The organism is Enterobacter sp. E12 (assembly GCF_014596715.2).
Classification (GTDB): domain Bacteria; phylum Pseudomonadota; class Gammaproteobacteria; order Enterobacterales; family Enterobacteriaceae; genus Enterobacter; species Enterobacter bugandensis.
Genome location: NZ_CP115601.1, coordinates 510540 through 527273, shown reverse-complemented (window position 1 = coordinate 527273; position 16734 = coordinate 510540). Strand labels below are relative to the sequence as shown.

Sequence of the window (16734 nt, the reverse complement as noted above, 5' to 3'; positions counted from 1 at the left end):
CATTTAAAAAGGATTTACCCATGACCATCAACCTGAAAAACCGCAACTTCCTCAAACTGCTGGACTACACCCCGGCGGAAATTCAGTACCTGATCGACCTCGCCATCGAGCTGAAGGCGGCCAAAAAAGCCGGGCGCGAAAAGCAGACCCTGATCGGGAAAAACATCGCCCTGATCTTTGAAAAAACCTCCACCCGCACCCGCTGCGCTTTCGAAGTGGGCGCGTTTGACCAGGGCGCGCAGGTCACCTACCTCGGCCCAAGCGGGTCGCAGATCGGCCATAAAGAGTCGATGAAAGACACCGCCCGCGTGCTGGGCCGCATGTATGACGGCATCGAATACCGCGGCTACGGCCAGGCCATCGTCGAGGAGCTCGGAGAATACGCGGGCGTGCCGGTGTGGAACGGCCTGACCGACGAGTTCCACCCGACGCAAATCCTCGCGGATCTGATGACCATGCTGGAGCACTCCCCGGGAAAAACGCTGCCGGAGCTGAGCTTTGCCTACCTGGGCGACGCGCGGAATAACATGGGCAACTCCCTGATGGTCGGCGCGGCCAAGATGGGGATGGATATCCGCCTCGTGGCACCGAAATCCTTCTGGCCGGAAGCCGGGCTGGTTGAGCAGTGCCGCGCCATCGCCAAAGAAACGGGCGCACGCATCACCCTCACCGACGACGTGGAAGAAGGCGTGCAGGGCACCGATTTTCTCTACACCGACGTGTGGGTCTCCATGGGCGAGCCGAAGGAGGCCTGGGCCGAGCGCGTCAGCCTGATGAAGCCGTATCAAATCAACGCGGACGTGATGAAGGCCACCGGCAACCCGAACGTCAAGTTCATGCACTGCCTGCCCGCGTTCCACAACGAGCACACTAAAGTGGGCCGCGAGATCGAGATGGCGTACGGCCTGAAGGGGCTGGAGGTGACGGAAGAGGTCTTTGAATCACCGAACTCCATCGTCTTTGACGAAGCAGAAAACCGCATGCACACCATTAAGGCGGTCATGGTGGCGACACTCGGCGACTAATCACCACCCGGCGCGCCGCGGGGTGCGCCGGGTTTCAGGAGAACATCATGGGCAAGTTCAAGTTTCCCTCCGCTTACACCATTCTCTTTTTTCTGATTGCCGTGGTTGCCGTGCTGACGTGGATTGTTCCGGCCGGGCAGTACCATATGGCGATGAACGAGGCGCTCGGCAAAGAGGTGCCGGTTGCCGGCACCTATGCGCACGTGGCATCGCACCCGCAGGGGCTGGTGTCGGTGCTGATGGCCCCGATTGCCGGACTGTACGATCCGGAATCCGGCCAGGCCGGGGCGATCGACGTCGCGCTGTTTATCCTGATCATCGGGGGATTTCTCGGGATCGTCACCAAAACCGGAGCGATTGACGCCGGGATCGAGCGCGTCACCACTAAGCTGCGCGGGCGCGAAGAGTGGATGATCCCGATCCTGATGGCGCTGTTTGCCGCAGGCGGCACGATTTACGGCATGGCCGAAGAGTCGCTGCCCTTCTATACCTTACTGGTGCCGGTGATGCTGGCGGCGCGGTTCGATCCGGTGGTTGCCGCGTCCACCGTACTGCTCGGGGCGGGGATCGGCACGCTCGGCTCTACTATTAACCCGTTCGCGACGGTGATCGCCGCTAACGCCGCCGGGATCCCCTTCACCAATGGGATCATGCTGCGCATCGCGCTGCTGGTCATCGGCTGGATCATCTGCGTAGCGTGGGTGATGCGCTATGCCCGTAAGGTGCGCAAAGATCCGTCGCTGTCGATCGTGGCGGATAAACAGGAGGAGAACTTCGCCCACTTCCTCGGCAACAAGGGCGAGCAGTCGCTGGAATTTACCCCGGTGCGCAAACTCATCCTGGTGATTTTCGCCCTCGCCTTCGCGGTGATGATCTACGGCGTGGCGGTGCTGGGCTGGTGGATGGCGGAGATCTCGGCGGTGTTCCTCGCCAGCGCCATTATCGTTGGGCTTATCGCCCGCATGAGCGAAGAGGAGCTGACGTCGACGTTTATCAACGGCGCGCGAGATTTGCTGGGCGTCGCGCTGATTATCGGCATCGCGCGCGGTATTGTAGTGATTATGGATAAGGGCATGATTACCCACACCATTTTGCACAGCGCGGAAGGGCTGGTCACCGGATTGTCGACGGTGGCGTTCATTAACGTGATGTACTGGCTGGAGGTGGTGCTGTCGTTTCTTGTGCCTTCTTCGTCCGGCCTGGCCGTTCTGACGATGCCGATCATGGCGCCCCTTGCCGATTTCGCTAACGTCAACCGCGACCTGGTGGTTACGGCTTACCAGTCGGCGTCCGGCATCGTTAACCTTATCACCCCCACCTCTGCCGTCGTGATGGGCGGGCTGGCTATCGCCCGCGTGCCCTACGTGCGTTATCTGAAATGGGTCGCGCCGCTGCTGGGGATTTTGACGGTGGTGATTATGGTGGCGTTAAGCCTGGGCGCGTTGTTGTGATTTGCCGGATGGCGCTGCGCTCATCCGGCCTACGGATCGGTGCGGTGCCACCGGTTATTTCGGGAACTGATATGGGAACTATGATGGATTACGAAGAGTACTCTCCCAAAGAGCAACTACAGCTAACGGTCTGCCAGCGTCTGATCGCGGAAAAGAGCTATCTCTCTCAGGAAGAGATCCGCCGCGACTTGCAGGAGCGGGGTTTTGAGACCATCAGCCAGTCCACCGTTTCACGTCTGCTCAAGCTGCTTGGCGTCATAAAAATTCGCAATGCCAAAGGGCTAAAGATTTATTCGCTGAATCCCCAGCTGCGCCCTGCCCCCGACGCCGCGCGTACCGTCTCCGAAATGGTGGTGAGCGTGGAGCACAACAGCGAATTTATCCTTATTCATACCGTTGCCGGATATGGCCGCGCGGTGGCGCGTATTCTGGATTATCACCAGTTACCGGAAATTTTAGGCGTGGTGGCGGGAAGCAGTATCGTCTGGGTCGCTCCCCGGGTGGTGAAGCGTACCGCGCTGGTGCACAAGCAAATTAATTATTTACTCAGAATGCATTAATATTCATAAAGAACCGTTTGCATTGAGTAAAGCGTGCATTAAATCGCTTGATCCCAAAAACGAGCTGCGTATAATGCCCGACAATTTGCCGGGAGGAAGCATGGTCAAGCGTGTACGACATAACGTCTTACCGCGTCTGAAATCAGACGCTGGCCTGCCGTTTTTCTTCCCGTTGCTAAACCTATTCCCAGAGCCCCTCATTTGAGGGGCTTTTTTTTGCCCGGCGTCAGGAGATAAACATGAATCCGCTTTATCAAAAACACATCATTTCCATAAACGACCTCAGCCGCGAAGAGCTGGAACTGGTTCTGGAAACCGCGGCAAAACTGAAGGCCAATCCGCAGCCGGAGCTGCTGAAGCACAAGGTGATCGCGAGCTGTTTCTTTGAAGCCTCGACGCGCACCCGCCTCTCCTTTGAAACCTCCATGCACCGCCTGGGCGCGAGCGTGGTGGGCTTCTCGGACAGCAGCAACACGTCGCTGGGCAAAAAAGGCGAAACCCTGGCGGATACCATTTCAGTGATCAGCACCTATGTGGACGCGATTGTGATGCGCCACCCACAGGAGGGCGCGGCGCGTCTGGCGACCGAGTTTTCCGGCGGCATTCCGGTGCTGAACGCCGGTGACGGCGCCAACCAGCATCCGACGCAAACCCTGCTGGACCTGTTCACCATTCAGGAGACCCAGGGCACGCTTGAAAATCTGAACATCTCCATGGTCGGCGACCTGAAGTACGGCCGCACCGTCCACTCCCTGACCCAGGCGCTGGCGAAATTTAGCGGCAACCGCTTCTTCTTCATCGCCCCGGACGCGCTGGCGATGCCGCAGTACATCCTCGACATGCTGGACGAGAAAGGCATTACGTGGAGCCTGCACGCCAGCATCGAAGAGGTGGTGGGCAACGTGGATATTCTCTATATGACCCGCGTGCAGAAAGAGCGTCTGGATCCGTCCGAATACGCCAACGTGAAGGCGAAGTTCGTGCTGCGCGCCAGCGATCTCGACGGCGCACGCGACAACATGAAGGTGCTGCACCCGCTGCCGCGCATCGATGAGATTGCCACCGACGTGGATAAAACGCCGCACGCCTGGTACTTCCAGCAGGCCGGGAACGGCATCTTCGCTCGCCAGGCGTTACTGGCACTGGTTCTGAATCGCGAATTAGCTCTGTAAGGGGAGACGACCATGACACACGATAACAAACTCCAGGTTGAAGCCATCAAGCGTGGCACCGTGATTGACCACATCCCTGCGCAGGTGGGCTTTAAGCTGCTGACGCTGTTCAAACTGACCGAAACCGACCAGCGCATTACCATCGGCCTGAACCTGCCGTCCGGCGAAATGGGCCGTAAAGATCTGATCAAGATCGAGAACACCTTCCTGACCGACGAGCAGGTCAACCAGCTGTCGCTGTACGCGCCGGACGCCACGGTTAACCGCATCGACGATTACGACGTGGTGGGCAAATCCCGCCCGAGCCTGCCGGAGCGCATCGAAAGCGTGCTGGTCTGCCCGAACAGCAACTGCATCAGCCATGCCGAGCCGGTTTCCTCCAGCTTTGCAGTGAAAAAGCGCGCCAACGACATCGCGCTCAAATGCAAATACTGCGAAAAAGAGTTTTCCCATTATGTGGTGCTGGCCAACTAATTGAGGTTGGTAATGAAATCCCGGCTGTTATAATGGCCGGGAACATTCTTAACGCTGTAATTCTGGAGAAAAAATGAGCAAAGTACTCGCGACGGAAAATGCACCAGCGGCTATCGGCCCGTACGTTCAGGGCGTTGATCTGGGCAGCATGATCATCACTTCGGGCCAGATCCCGGTAAACCCGAAAACCGGTGAAGTACCGGCCGACGTGGCGGCGCAGGCGCGTCAGTCGCTGGAGAACGTGCAGGCTATCGTTGAATCTGCCGGCCTGAAAGTGGGCGATATCGTGAAAACCACCGTGTTCGTGAAAGATCTGAACGATTTCGCAACCGTTAACGCTACCTACGAAGCGTTCTTCACCGAGCATAACGCCACCTTCCCGGCGCGCTCCTGCGTGGAAGTGGCGCGTCTGCCAAAAGACGTGAAAATTGAAATTGAAGCGATTGCCGTACGTCGTTAATTCATTTCCATTTTTAGAGGGCAGCTGAGGCTGCCTTTTTTATTTCGACCATTTTTACTCCCGGTATTCCATGACGTCGTGTGCTGTCCATTAATAGACTGGCGCTGCCTTGTTATATTCTAATTAATGGACGAAGAATGAAACTTTCTAAAATTGCGCTGGCCGTGACCACATTAACGGTGGCGTCTTCAGCACTTGCACACGGATATATCGAATCTCCTGCCAGCCGCGCCTATATGTGTAAGCTGGGTCAAAATATTGATTGCGGCTCCGTACAGTATGAACCGCAGAGCGTAGAGAAAACCTCCGGCTTCCCGACCGGGGCAGAGCCAGCAGACGGACACCTCGCCAGCGCGGGTATCTCTCAATATTCTCAGCTGGATAAGCAGAGCCTGAATGCGTGGGCTAAAAACCCGATGACCGCGGGCCCGCATGAATTTGTCTGGCACCATACTGCGCCGCACAAAACCACCAACTGGCGTTATTACATTACCAAACAAAACTGGGACCCAAATAAGCCGCTAACTCGCGATCAGTTTGAATTAACCCCGTTCTGTACAATTAACGGAAATAGCCAGGCGCCAGCCGTAACTAAATCCATGACCTGTAATGTTCCTGAACGCACAGGCTATCAGGTAATTTACGGCGTATGGGAAATTGCAGATACCACAAACAGCTTCTATCAGGCTATCGACGTTGATTTCGGGAATGGCGGCAACGTTACCCCGGACGAAACGCCTGCGGTTGTGTCCGAGTGGAGCAAAACCCTGAGCGGCCAGATTGCCGGTAATAACCTGAACGTGGGCGATAAAGTTATCGCACGCTTCTTCGACGCCCACGGCGAAGTGACCGCCATGCGCACCGAGATGACCATCGGCTCTGCTGAACAAGGCGACGCTAACCAGTGGTCCTGGGATCTGGCGCAGAAGATCAACACCGCGCAGCACGACGTGCGCGTCGGCGTGAAGGATGAAGCCGGTGACATCAGCCCGGTTCACGGCGCCAACAGCGTATTCGTGAAAGACGGCAGCACGCTGCAGTCCGTTGCTATCTCTTATGAAGAGCAAAAAGCGCAGGTGAGCGAAACCATCGCCGTAACAGATCTGCAATACAGCAAAATCGAACATGGCAACGCGACCGTGACCTTCCACGTGAATACGCAGGGTGACGTGAATTTTGAAGCACACGTGATGAACCACCACGGTGCGGAAAAAGGCTACCTGAAGCAGGACATGAACAACAGCAATCAGGACGTCACTATGACCCTGACCGACGTGACCGCCGGCCACCACATGCTGAAATACTACGCGACCAATAAAGACGGCACCCTGTTCGCGCAGGACGTCCTGAACCTGATGCTGGAAGGCGATGCCGCTGCGGATAGCACCGGCCACCACGACTTTACCTTCCCGGACAATATCGCGTCGTACAAGGCAGGTACCGTGGTGCTTCAGCCTAGAGACGGTAAGACCTACGAATGTAAGCCATTCCCGTACAGCGGCTTCTGCGTGCAGTACAGCCCAACCGCAAACCAGTATGAGCCAGGCGTTGGCGCACACTGGAAAGAGGCGTGGGTTCTGAAGAACTGAGTGGCCTTTATGCCCGGCGGCACTTCGTTTGCCGGGCCTACACCACGTAGGCCCGGCAAGCGCAGCGCCACCGGGCATGCGTGTTACTGATTTCGCGTGGCGCGTAGCAGCGTCTCCAGCGGATAGACCGCCGCAATCACCACCTCATCCTGCACCTTCGCCGCGCTGTCCAGCTCGCTCTGGATCGACGCGATCTCTTTGTCGTCCAGCGTCCCCTGACGCGCCACCAGATCCGTCAGCCTCAGGCCAATCGGGGCCAGCTTATCCACCTCCAGAATGACCGGCTTAATGGCCTTCAGCTGATAGCTGTTTTCGCTCAAGGCCAGCACGTCGCTGGTGTTGTTCTGCCAGCGGTTAAAGACGTGGCGCAGCGCCTCGGCGCTCTCCGTGTCTTCCGCGTCGCTCACCAGGCGGTCCGCCCACTTGTGCATCTGGCGCACGGTGGCGCTTTCGGCGTTCAACGCATCTGCAAGTCTGTTAAGCGGCTCAAACTGATGGTAGTTTCCGGCCTGGAACTTCAGGTGCTGGCGGGTGTAATACTGGGCCGGCTCGAGCGCCTGAGCGAGGATTTGCAGCGGCAGGGTGTCGGCATTGTTAGCGAGGCGCGTGAACTGCACCTGCTGCTGGGTATGCTGCTGCAGCCCGACGGACACCGTCGACCAGCTGTCCATCGCCTGCAGGCGGGTATACATGTTATCGACGTCATTGACGTCCTGCGCGGACCACAGCCGCTCCGCCACCGCAAAGGCGCGCGGCCACAGGCGGATGTCCAGCACCGGCGCGACCACGTTTTCCGCCCACAGCGCGGCTTCGCCGCCGAGCAGGTTGGCCTGATTCGTCACGTCCGGCACGACCGGAGGGGTACCTTTCGGCACGTCGTCCAGACGCGCGCCGCTAATCGGGTAGCGGGTGTTTCCCACCAGGAAATAGCCGGTGAGTTTGTCGTTATCAACGTTGACCACCGGGCGCGTTTCACCCATCCAGGTGTCGACGGTAAAGGTCACCTGGTTGTCGTCGCGCCACTGAATGTTATTCACCGCCCGACGCGATTTCCCGGCAAAATCAATAAATCCGCGCCACCCGGCGTCGCCTTTCACCAGCGTAAAGCTGCCTTCCACCGGCTTGCCCTTCAGGCGCGGCATGGAGAAAGCCCAGCTCTGGGCGCTGTCGGTGTCCGCTATCACGTCCACGCCACTCAGCCCCTGCGGCACGATTTCGTTGCGGTAGTGATAGGCGGTGGACTGGGGCTGGTCGAGGTAGAAGCCGGTTGAGAGAATGCCCTTATAGCCGTTCTGCGCCACCTGCCCCAGCGCGTCCTGTCCCTGCCAGGACTGGATCAGAATGCTTTTCGGCAGATCGGGATGGTAGATCTCATCCCAGCCGACCATCTGCCGGTGGTGCTTCTCAAGGATCGTCTCCAGTTTGCGGTTGAAATACGCCTGCAGCGCGTGGCTGTCCGCCAGTTTGTTGTCGCGCATAAATCTCTGGATCGCCGCGTTTGCCTTCCACTGGCTGTCGTCCACCTCATCGCCGCCAATATGCAGATACGGATCGGGGAAGATCGCCGCCAGTTCGCTGACCATCGCGTCGGCAAAGGTGTAGGTCGCCTCTTTGGTGGGATCCAGCACCGGCTTCAGCACGCCCCAGTGGCGCTCCATAGCGTACGGCCCCGGCGCGCTTATCAGTTCTGGATAGGCGACGGCAATCGCTGAGGCGTGGCCCGGCATATCGATTTCCGGCACCACGCGTATGCCGCGTTCGGCAGCGTAACGCACAATCTCGCGCATCTGCTCAGGGGTGTAGAACAGCCCGTCGCTGGCAAGCTGGGTTAATTTTGGATAACGCTTCGAGGTAAAGCGCCAGCCCTGATCGTCAGTCAGATGCCAGTGCAGGACGTTGAGCTTGGCCGCGGCCATACCGTCGATCTGGCGTTTGATATCGGGTAACGGGATGAAATGGCGCGCCGAATCGAGCAGCAGCCCGCGCCACGGGAAGCGCGGCGAATCTTCGATGGTAACCCACGGAATCGAAGTGTTTTCGGCACCGTTCTGCATCAGCTGGAGCAAGGTTTCCATTGCGCGCAATGCGCCAAAGCGGGTGTTAGCGGAGATGTTCACGCCGTTGGCATCCACCGTGAGTTTGTAGCTCTCATCGCTGTCCGGCAGCGGCTGCGGCTTCACCTTTTTAGCGATGGCGATACGGATGGTCGGCTTGTCAGGTTTTTCGGCCTGTGGCTGTAGCGTCCAGCCGGTTTGCAGCGCTATGCGCTGGCGCAGGCGGTTGACCGCATCCCCCAGATCGTCGCCGCTGACGCTCACGGAGAGTTGATTGTTAAGCACCAGCACGCCCTGCGTCGTCGGGCGTTCAACCTTCGCAGGCCAGGGCATCAGGGGAAGGTCGCCTGCCGGCGCGGCAAAAGCGGAGGCGCCGAGCATAAGCCCGGCGGTTAAGAGACTGTACCGTAACATGAATGTTCCTTATCTGACGGGCCAAATACAGGCAAAACATTCTGTTAACATGCGTACAAATTGTCGTCAAGCGAATGCGCCGACGGAGATCACAGGTTGTTGAATTTGGGAGGAAAGCCAGATGCCGGGTGGCGGCTTCGCCTTACCCGGCCTACGTTTGGATTGTGGCAAAATGAGCTTACTGCCACCCATATCGACGCGCATAGAATCCTTTCACCATCTGCGTCAGCACCATATAACCCGCGAGGATCGCCACCAGCCACGGGAAGTAGCTCAGCGGCAGTGCCTGCAGCTGGAGGTAACCTGCCAGCGGTGAGAACGGCAGCGCGATACCCAGCGCCATCACAATGCCCGTCATCACAATCAGCGGCCACGCGGCACGGCTCTGGATGAACGGAATGCGGCGCGTGCGGATCATGTGCACAATCAGCGTCTGGGACAGCAGACCTACCACGAACCAGCCGGACTGGAACAGCGTCTGGTGTTCCGGGGTGTTGGCGTGGAACACAAACCACATCAGGCAGAAGGTCAGAATGTCGAAGATGGAGCTGATCGGCCCAAAGAACAGCATGAAGCGGCCCAGATCGGCGGGGTTCCAGCGCTGCGGCTTCTGGATCTGCTCGTCGTCAACGTTATCAAACGGGATCGCTACCTGAGAGACATCGTACATCAGGTTCTGGATCAGCAGGTGCAGCGGCAGCATCGGCAGGAACGGCAGAAACGCGCTCGCCACCAGCACGCTGAAGACGTTACCGAAATTGGAGCTGGCGGTCATTTTGATGTATTTAAGCATGTTGGCGAAGGTGCGACGCCCTTCGATGACGCCCTCCTCCAGCACCATCAGGCTCTTTTCCAGCAGGATGATATCCGCCGCTTCACGGGCGATATCCACAGCGCCGTCCACGGAGATGCCAATGTCCGCCGCACGCAGCGCGGGCGCATCGTTGATGCCGTCGCCCATAAAGCCCACCACGTGCCCTTCACGACGCAGCAGCGTCACAATGCGCTCTTTGTGCATCGGCGTCAGGCGGGCAAACAGCGTCGTGCGCTGGGCAAGCTGCGCCAGTTCGTCGTCGGAGAGGTGCTCAATGTCGCTCCCCACCACCACGTCGCCCGCGTCCAGCCCCACTTCGTGGCACACTTTGGCCGCCACCAGCTCGCTGTCACCGGTGAGAATTTTGACGGTGATGCCGCTCGCCTTCAGCGCCTTCAGCGCCGGTGCGGTGGTCTCTTTCGGCGGATCGAGAAATGCGATGTAACCCTCGAGGATCAAATCGGATTCGTCGATACGTTGATAGTCCCCCTCCCGCGCGGGCAGGAATTTGCTCGCCACCGCCACCACGCGCAGCCCCTGACGGTTCAGGTTGTCGGTGACGCGCTTGATGCGGCGCAGCATGGTGTCGTCCAGCGGCACGATCTCCCCGTTATGGCGCACCTGCGTGGAGACGTTCAGGATCTCCTGCAGCGCGCCTTTGCAGATCAGCTGGTGCACGTCCGGCTGCTCGCTGACCACCACCGACATGCGGCGGCGCTCGAAGTCGAACGGGATTTCGTCCACCTTCTGCCAGCGGCCGGAGAGCGTACGGGCGGCCTCCTCGTCCACGCCTTCCAGCACCGCCACGTCGAGCAGGTTTTTCAGCCCGGTCTGGTAGTGGCTGTTCAGCCACGCGCTGTGGAGCACGCGCTCGCTGGTTTTACCGGCGATGTCGGTGTGGTTCTCCAGCACGATTTTATCCTGCGTCAGGGTGCCGGTTTTATCGGTGCAGAGAATATCCATCGCGCCAAAGTTCTGGATGGCGTCGAGGTGTTTGACGATCACCTTTTGTTTAGAGAGTTTGACCGCCCCGCGCGCCAGCGTGGAGGTAACGATCATCGGCAGCATTTCCGGGGTCAGGCCGACGGCCACGGAGAGCGCAAACAGCGCCGCCTCCCACCAGTCGCCCTTGGTGTAGCCGTTGATCAGCAGGACAATCGGCGTCATGACCATCATAAAGCGGATCAGCAGCATGCTGACGCGGCCAATCCCTTTCTGGAACGCATTCGGCTCGCTCTCCTGCTCGCTGACGCGCCCGGCAAGCTGTCCAAACCAGGTGTTGCCGCCGGTGGCGGTGACAATCGCCTGCGCGGTACCGCTGACCACCGTGGTGCCCATAAAGCACAGGGTGTCGCACTCGAGCGGGTTCATCTGCTGCGGGTCGCGGCTGCGCGATACCTTCTCAACGGGCAGGGACTCGCCGGTCAGGGAGGCCTGCGCCACGAACAGATCCCGCGCCTGGATGATGCGTAAATCCGCCGGGATCATGTCTCCCGCCGCCAGCTTCACCAGATCGCCCGGCACCAGCTGGTCAATAGGCAGTTCCACCCAGGCGTTTTCGCCGAGGTCGTTAATCACGCGCGAGACGGTCGCGGTGTTGCTGACCATCGCCTTCAGGGCGTCTGCCGCTTTGGTGGAGCGGGCTTCCTGAATGAAGTTCAGCAGCGTGGAGATACCCACCATCAGGGCAATCACGCCCGCGGCAAAGAGATCTTCCGTCGCGTAAGAGATAATGCCGAGTACGGTCAGCAGCAGGTTGAACGGGTTGCGGTAGCAGAGCCACAGGTGCACCCACCACGGAGAGGGCTTCTGCGCCGGGATCTGGTTATCGCCGTGCACGGCGCGGATTTTTTCCACTTCAGACGCGTTCAGCCCTTCCGGATGGCCGCCAAAGGCGCGCCAGACTTCGTTTTCATCCATCGCCGCCACGTTCAGGCAGCGTTCGGTCAGGGACACCGGGATCGCCGCTCCCGCCATGTTTTTGGCATTGGGCAGCGGATCGCGCTGAACAAGACGGTGTGGCAGATGGCGGCTCAGCAGCGCCTGCAGCTGCCGGGTGATATTTTTAAACATAGACATTCCTCCGCATCCGCCAGGCGGACGCAGTATTCCCTTCAGGCGTGGCAAAGCCGTACCTGTCAGGCACTCAATTTTTCAAGCAGGAACGTTTGGGACGTTGCTGCCTCACATTACCGGTGAGACAGCAAAAGCTGGCTTACCGGAAAGAACAAATTCTCCCGTTCAGGAGAGGTGCGGGATCGGGATCCATAAAGCCTCCGGTAAGTAAAAAAACAGGGTGTCGCCGCGCAGTATAAAGATTTAAGCGTACCCTTTGTGACGATTCGGGCGGTATTATACGCGCCTGCAAATAAACAGTACGTAAACCAGACTTTGCCCATAGCGAAATCGCGCTATAGCATTAGGCTCAATTGACCATTTTGTCGTTGTTACAGGGAAAACAGCATGCAGAACCGCCTTACAATTAAAGACATCGCGCGTTTAAGCGGCGTGGGGAAATCAACCGTCTCACGCGTGCTGAACAACGAAAGCGGCGTCAGCGAACGCACCCGCGAGCGCGTTGAGGCGGTCATGAATCAGCACGGTTTTTCCCCTTCCCGCTCCGCGCGCGCCATGCGCGGGCAGAGCGATAAAGTGGTTGCGATCATCGTTTCGCGTCTGGATTCCCTCTCCGAAAACCTCGCCGTTCAGACCATGCTGCCTGCCTTCTACGAGCAGGGCTATGATCCGATCATGATGGAGAGCCAGTTCTCGCCACAGCTGGTGGAAGAACATCTCGGCATGCTCCAGCGCCGTAACATTGACGGCGTGGTGCTGTTTGGTTTTACCGGCATTGACGAGGAGATGCTGAAACACTGGCAGCCGTCGCTGGTGCTGCTGGCGCGCGATGCCCACGGCTTTGCCTCCGTCTGTTATGACGATGAGGGGGCGATTATCACCCTGATGCAGCGCCTGTACGAAGAAGGCCACCGCCACATCAGCTATCTTGGCGTGCCGCACGCGGACGTTACCACCGGCAAGCGCCGCCACGAAGCCTATCTGGCCTTTTGCAAAAAGCACAATCTCCCTGCCGTGGCCTCCCTGCCGGGGCTGGGCATGAAGCAGGGCTACGAGCAGGTCGCCAGCGTCCTGACGCCGCACACCACCGCGCTGGTGTGCGCCACGGACACCCTTGCGCTGGGTGCCAGCAAGTATCTGCAGGAGCAGCGCATTGATAACCTGCAGGTGGCGAGCGTCGGCAGCACGCCGCTGATGAAGTTCCTGCACCCTGAAATTATCACCGTCGATCCGGGCTACGCCGAGTCCGGCAGGCAGGCCGCCGCGCAGCTGATCGAGCAGATCAACGGGCGGAGCGAGCCGCGCCAGATCGTTATTCCTGCCCGTCTCTCATAACCCCCCTGAATCGTTTATTGTGATCTTCGCCCGATTTCGGGAACGTTCCCATTTTCGCCGTCACGCTGAAGGAGTAGGCTTCCGCTCAGGTCATTACCCCCCTCAACATCTGTCATGAGGTTTCATGATGAGTAAAGTCAAACAAGCAGATATCGATCGGCTGATCGTCCTGGTCGGCGGCCGCGAAAACATCGCCACCGTCAGCCATTGCATTACCCGCCTGCGCTTCGTGCTGAACGATCCGGCCAGGGCCAACCCGAAGGCGATTGAAGAGCTTTCCATGGTGAAAGGCTGCTTCACCAACGCCGGACAGTTCCAGGTGGTGATTGGTACCGAAGTGGGCGATTACTATCAGGCTCTGCTGGCGACCACCGGACACTCTTCTGCCGATAAAGAGCAGGCGAAGAAGGCGGCGCGCCAGAATATGAAGTGGCACGAGCAGCTGATTTCCCACTTTGCAGAAATCTTCTTCCCGCTGCTGCCGGCGCTGATCAGCGGGGGCTTAATTTTGGGCTTCCGTAACGTCATCGGCGATGTGCCAATGAGCGACGGTAAAACCCTGGCGCAGATGTACCCGGCGCTGCAAAGCATCTATGACTTCCTGTGGCTGATTGGCGAAGCGATCTTCTTCTACCTGCCGGTCGGGATCTGCTGGTCCGCCGTGCGCAAGATGGGCGGTACGCCAATTCTCGGTATCGTACTGGGCGTCACGCTGGTCTCTCCGCAGTTAATGAACGCTTACTTACTTGGTCAGCAGGTGCCTGAGGTATGGAACTTCGGCCTGTTTACCATCGCCAAGGTGGGCTATCAGGCGCAGGTCATTCCGGCCCTGCTGGCGGGTCTGGCGCTGGGCTTTATTGAGACGCGTCTGAAGCGCATCGTGCCGGATTACCTCTACCTGGTGGTGGTGCCGGTCTGCTCGCTGATCCTGGCCGTCTTCCTGGCGCACGCTTTTATCGGTCCGTTTGGCCGCATGATCGGCGACGGCGTGGCCTTCGCGGTGCGTCATCTGATGACCGGCAGCTTCGCGCCAATCGGTGCCGCGCTGTTTGGCTTCCTGTATGCCCCGCTGGTGATCACCGGCGTGCACCAGACCACGCTGGCCATCGATATGCAGATGATCCAGAGCCTCGGCGGTACCCCGGTCTGGCCGATTATCGCCCTCTCTAACATCGCACAGGCCTCTGCGGTGACCGGCATCATTATCGTTAGCCGTAAGCACAACGAGCGTGAGATCTCCGTTCCGGCGGCCATCTCCGCCTATCTCGGCGTCACCGAACCGGCGATGTACGGCATCAACCTGAAGTACCGCTTCCCGATGCTCTGCGCGATGATCGGCTCTGGCCTGGCGGGCCTGCTGTGCGGCCTGAACGGCGTGATGGCGAACGGGATTGGCGTCGGCGGCCTGCCGGGCATCCTCTCCATCCAGCCTACTTTCTGGCAGGTGTTTGCCCTGGCAATGGCGGTGGCGATTATCGTACCCATGGCGCTCACCACCGTGGTTTACCAGCGTAAGTTCCGTCAGGGCACGCTGCAGATTGTTTAACTTCATCTTTCGGGGCGCAGTTGCGCCCCTTCGCATTTGCAGGTACGCACTATGAATACCCTTCCTCACTGGTGGCAGAACGGCGTCATCTACCAGATTTACCCAAAGAGTTTTCAGGACACCACCGGCAGCGGCACCGGCGATCTGCGCGGCGTGACGCAGCGGCTGGATTACCTGAAAACCCTCGGCATCGACGCCATCTGGCTGACGCCGTTTTATATTTCCCCGCAGGTGGATAACGGCTACGACGTGGCGAATTACACCGCCATCGACCCGTCCTTTGGCACGCTGGATGACTTTGACGAGCTGGTTGCCGAAGCGCACGAACGCGGCATTCGCATCGTGCTGGATATGGTGTTTAACCATACCTCCACGCAGCACGCCTGGTTCCGCGAGTCGCTGAACAAAGCGAGCCCGTACCGCCAGTTCTACATCTGGCGCGACGGCACGCCGGAGCAGCTCCCCAACAACTGGCGCTCCAAGTTTGGCGGCAACGCCTGGCGCTGGCACGCCGAGAGCGAGCAGTATTATCTTCACCTTTTCGCGCCCGAGCAGGCAGATCTCAACTGGGAAAACCCGGCGGTGCGCGCCGAGCTGAAAAAGGTATGCGAGTTCTGGGCCGATCGCGGCGTGGACGGCTTGCGTCTGGACGTGATTAACCTCATCTCTAAAGATCAGGATTTCCCGGACGACACCATTGGCGACGGTCGCCGCTTCTACACTGACGGCCCGCGCATCCACGAATATCTCCAGGAGATGAGCCGCGACGTCTTCACCCCGCGCAACCTGATGACGGTGGGCGAGATGTCGTCAACCTCGCTGGAGAACTGCCAGCAGTACGCGTCGCTCGACGGGCGCGAGCTGTCGATGACCTTTAACTTCCACCACCTGAAGGTGGACTACCCCGGCGGCGAAAAGTGGACGAAGGCAAAGCCGGACTTCGTGGCGCTGAAAACCCTCTTCCGTCACTGGCAGCAGGGCATGCACAACAAAGCCTGGAACGCGCTGTTCTGGTGTAACCACGACCAGCCGCGCATCGTGTCGCGCTTTGGCGACGAAGGGGAACACCGCGTTCACGCTGCAAAGATGCTCGGCATGGTGCTGCACGGCATGCAGGGCACGCCGTATATCTACCAGGGTGAAGAGCTGGGCATGACCAACCCGCACTTCAGCCGCATCACCGACTACCGCGACGTGGAAAGCCTGAACATGTTCGCCGAACTGCGGGCCAATGGCCGTGAGCCGGATGAATTACTGGCGATTCTGGCGAGTAAATCCCGCGATAACGGGCGAACCCCAATGCAGTGGGACGCGTCGCACAATGCGGGCTTTACCGAGGGCGAGCCGTGGATTGGGGTCTGCGATAACTATGAAACCGTGAATGCCCGTACGGCGCTGGACGACCCGGATTCAGTGTTCTACACCTATCGGTCGTTGATTAGCCTGCGTAAAACCCTGCCCGTGCTGACGTGGGGGGATTACGACGATCTGCTGCCGGAACACCCTTCCCTGTGGTGCTATCGCCGCCAGTGGCAGAACCAGACGCTGGTGGTGGTGGCGAACCTGAGCCGAGAGCGCCAGCAGTGGCAGCCGGACCCGGTACAGGGCGCATGGCAGGTCGCACTCAGCAACTATGAGGACGTCCCCTCTCGTCCCGATACGCTGCAACTGCGCCCGTTTGAAGCCATCTGGTGGGTGCAGGAATAAACGTCAGGAGATACAGCATGCTGTATCTCCTTTTTTATGTTTAGCGATACGCTAAAT

The 16734-nt window shown here is 59.0% G+C and carries 13 protein-coding genes and 1 pseudogene; 11 read left to right on the top strand and 3 right to left on the bottom strand.

Annotation, left to right across the window (positions count from 1 at the left end; genetic code table 11):
* Nucleotides 1-20 precede the first annotated feature (20 nt).
* The 3 genes from argF to IB212_RS02540 all read left to right on the top strand — a co-directional run bounded on the left by argF (nucleotide 21) and on the right by IB212_RS02540 (nucleotide 3036).
* On the top strand, nucleotides 21-1025 hold the full coding sequence (argF, locus tag IB212_RS02550) for an ornithine carbamoyltransferase (protein WP_188246045.1): 1005 nt from the start codon (nucleotides 21-23) through the stop codon (nucleotides 1023-1025).
* Between the two features lie 47 nt (nucleotides 1026-1072).
* Entirely contained in the window at nucleotides 1073-2476 is a 1404-nt protein-coding gene (locus tag IB212_RS02545) for a YfcC family protein (RefSeq protein WP_163332732.1), read from the top strand.
* An 80-nt stretch (nucleotides 2477-2556) separates the two neighbouring features.
* Nucleotides 2557-3036 (top strand): arginine repressor, encoded by a 480-nt coding sequence (locus IB212_RS02540; RefSeq protein WP_028015317.1) that lies wholly within the window; start codon nucleotides 2557-2559, stop codon nucleotides 3034-3036.
* A gap of 3 nt (nucleotides 3037-3039) precedes the next feature.
* On the opposite strand, the pseudogene IB212_RS02535 reads toward IB212_RS02540, so the two are convergent.
* A pseudogene (locus tag IB212_RS02535) lies at nucleotides 3040-3157 on the bottom strand (hypothetical protein).
* On the opposite strand from IB212_RS02535, the gene IB212_RS02530 reads away from it, so the two are divergent.
* From IB212_RS02530 to gbpA, 5 genes are all read left to right on the top strand, one after another.
* Nucleotides 3137-3241, top strand: a complete 105-nt coding sequence (locus IB212_RS02530) for a pyrBI operon leader peptide (RefSeq protein ID WP_022646880.1) — start codon at nucleotides 3137-3139, stop codon at nucleotides 3239-3241. The pseudogene IB212_RS02535 and the gene IB212_RS02530 sit on opposite strands and share 21 nt — an antisense overlap.
* Nucleotides 3242-3275: 34 nt before the next feature.
* Entirely contained in the window at nucleotides 3276-4208 is a 933-nt protein-coding gene (gene pyrB, locus IB212_RS02525) for an aspartate carbamoyltransferase (RefSeq protein ID WP_188246046.1), read from the top strand.
* 12 nt (nucleotides 4209-4220) lie between these two features.
* A complete protein-coding gene (pyrI, locus tag IB212_RS02520; protein WP_010427352.1) occupies nucleotides 4221-4682 on the top strand; it encodes an aspartate carbamoyltransferase regulatory subunit in 462 nt (153 codons plus the stop codon).
* Between the two features lie 73 nt (nucleotides 4683-4755).
* On the top strand, nucleotides 4756-5142 hold the full coding sequence (ridA, locus tag IB212_RS02515) for a 2-iminobutanoate/2-iminopropanoate deaminase (protein WP_003863373.1): 387 nt from the start codon (nucleotides 4756-4758) through the stop codon (nucleotides 5140-5142).
* A 137-nt stretch (nucleotides 5143-5279) separates the two neighbouring features.
* Complete coding sequence (gene gbpA / locus IB212_RS02510; RefSeq protein WP_041911444.1) at nucleotides 5280-6731, top strand: N-acetylglucosamine-binding protein GbpA; 1452 nt, start codon at nucleotides 5280-5282, stop codon at nucleotides 6729-6731.
* Between the two features lie 83 nt (nucleotides 6732-6814).
* Here gbpA and IB212_RS02505 read toward each other — a convergent pair whose 3' ends face one another.
* Together IB212_RS02505 and mgtA are read right to left on the bottom strand one after the other, a co-directional pair.
* A complete protein-coding gene (locus IB212_RS02505; protein WP_188246047.1) occupies nucleotides 6815-9199 on the bottom strand; it encodes a beta-N-acetylhexosaminidase in 2385 nt (794 codons plus the stop codon).
* Between the two features lie 178 nt (nucleotides 9200-9377).
* Nucleotides 9378-12086, bottom strand: coding sequence for a magnesium-translocating P-type ATPase (gene mgtA / locus IB212_RS02500; protein WP_041911446.1), 2709 nt, complete (start codon nucleotides 12084-12086; stop codon nucleotides 9378-9380).
* Between the two features lie 390 nt (nucleotides 12087-12476).
* On the opposite strand from mgtA, the gene treR reads away from it, so the two are divergent.
* The 3 genes from treR to treC all read left to right on the top strand — a co-directional run bounded on the left by treR (nucleotide 12477) and on the right by treC (nucleotide 16677).
* Nucleotides 12477-13424: a trehalose operon repressor TreR gene (treR, locus tag IB212_RS02495; RefSeq protein ID WP_041911447.1), complete on the top strand. Its 948-nt coding sequence runs from the start codon at nucleotides 12477-12479 to the stop codon at nucleotides 13422-13424.
* A 127-nt stretch (nucleotides 13425-13551) separates the two neighbouring features.
* Nucleotides 13552-14970, top strand: a complete 1419-nt coding sequence (gene treB / locus IB212_RS02490; protein WP_028015311.1) for a PTS trehalose transporter subunit IIBC — start codon at nucleotides 13552-13554, stop codon at nucleotides 14968-14970.
* Nucleotides 14971-15021: 51 nt separating this feature from the next.
* On the top strand, nucleotides 15022-16677 hold the full coding sequence (treC, locus tag IB212_RS02485) for an alpha,alpha-phosphotrehalase (protein WP_041911448.1): 1656 nt from the start codon (nucleotides 15022-15024) through the stop codon (nucleotides 16675-16677).
* Nucleotides 16678-16734: the final 57 nt, after the last annotated feature.

Coding starts and splice junctions, on each gene's coding strand:
- argF (WP_188246045.1), top strand. CDS start 21: ATGACCATCAACCTGAAAAACCGCAACTTCCTCAAACTGCTGGACTAC.
- IB212_RS02545 (WP_163332732.1), top strand. CDS start 1,073: ATGGGCAAGTTCAAGTTTCCCTCCGCTTACACCATTCTCTTTTTTCTG.
- IB212_RS02540 (WP_028015317.1), top strand. CDS start 2,557: ATGATGGATTACGAAGAGTACTCTCCCAAAGAGCAACTACAGCTAACG.
- IB212_RS02530 (WP_022646880.1), top strand. CDS start 3,137: ATGGTCAAGCGTGTACGACATAACGTCTTACCGCGTCTGAAATCAGAC.
- pyrB (WP_188246046.1), top strand. CDS start 3,276: ATGAATCCGCTTTATCAAAAACACATCATTTCCATAAACGACCTCAGC.
- pyrI (WP_010427352.1), top strand. CDS start 4,221: ATGACACACGATAACAAACTCCAGGTTGAAGCCATCAAGCGTGGCACC.
- ridA (WP_003863373.1), top strand. CDS start 4,756: ATGAGCAAAGTACTCGCGACGGAAAATGCACCAGCGGCTATCGGCCCG.
- gbpA (WP_041911444.1), top strand. CDS start 5,280: ATGAAACTTTCTAAAATTGCGCTGGCCGTGACCACATTAACGGTGGCG.
- IB212_RS02505 (WP_188246047.1), bottom strand. CDS start 9,199: ATGTTACGGTACAGTCTCTTAACCGCCGGGCTTATGCTCGGCGCCTCC.
- mgtA (WP_041911446.1), bottom strand. CDS start 12,086: ATGTTTAAAAATATCACCCGGCAGCTGCAGGCGCTGCTGAGCCGCCAT.
- treR (WP_041911447.1), top strand. CDS start 12,477: ATGCAGAACCGCCTTACAATTAAAGACATCGCGCGTTTAAGCGGCGTG.
- treB (WP_028015311.1), top strand. CDS start 13,552: ATGAGTAAAGTCAAACAAGCAGATATCGATCGGCTGATCGTCCTGGTC.
- treC (WP_041911448.1), top strand. CDS start 15,022: ATGAATACCCTTCCTCACTGGTGGCAGAACGGCGTCATCTACCAGATT.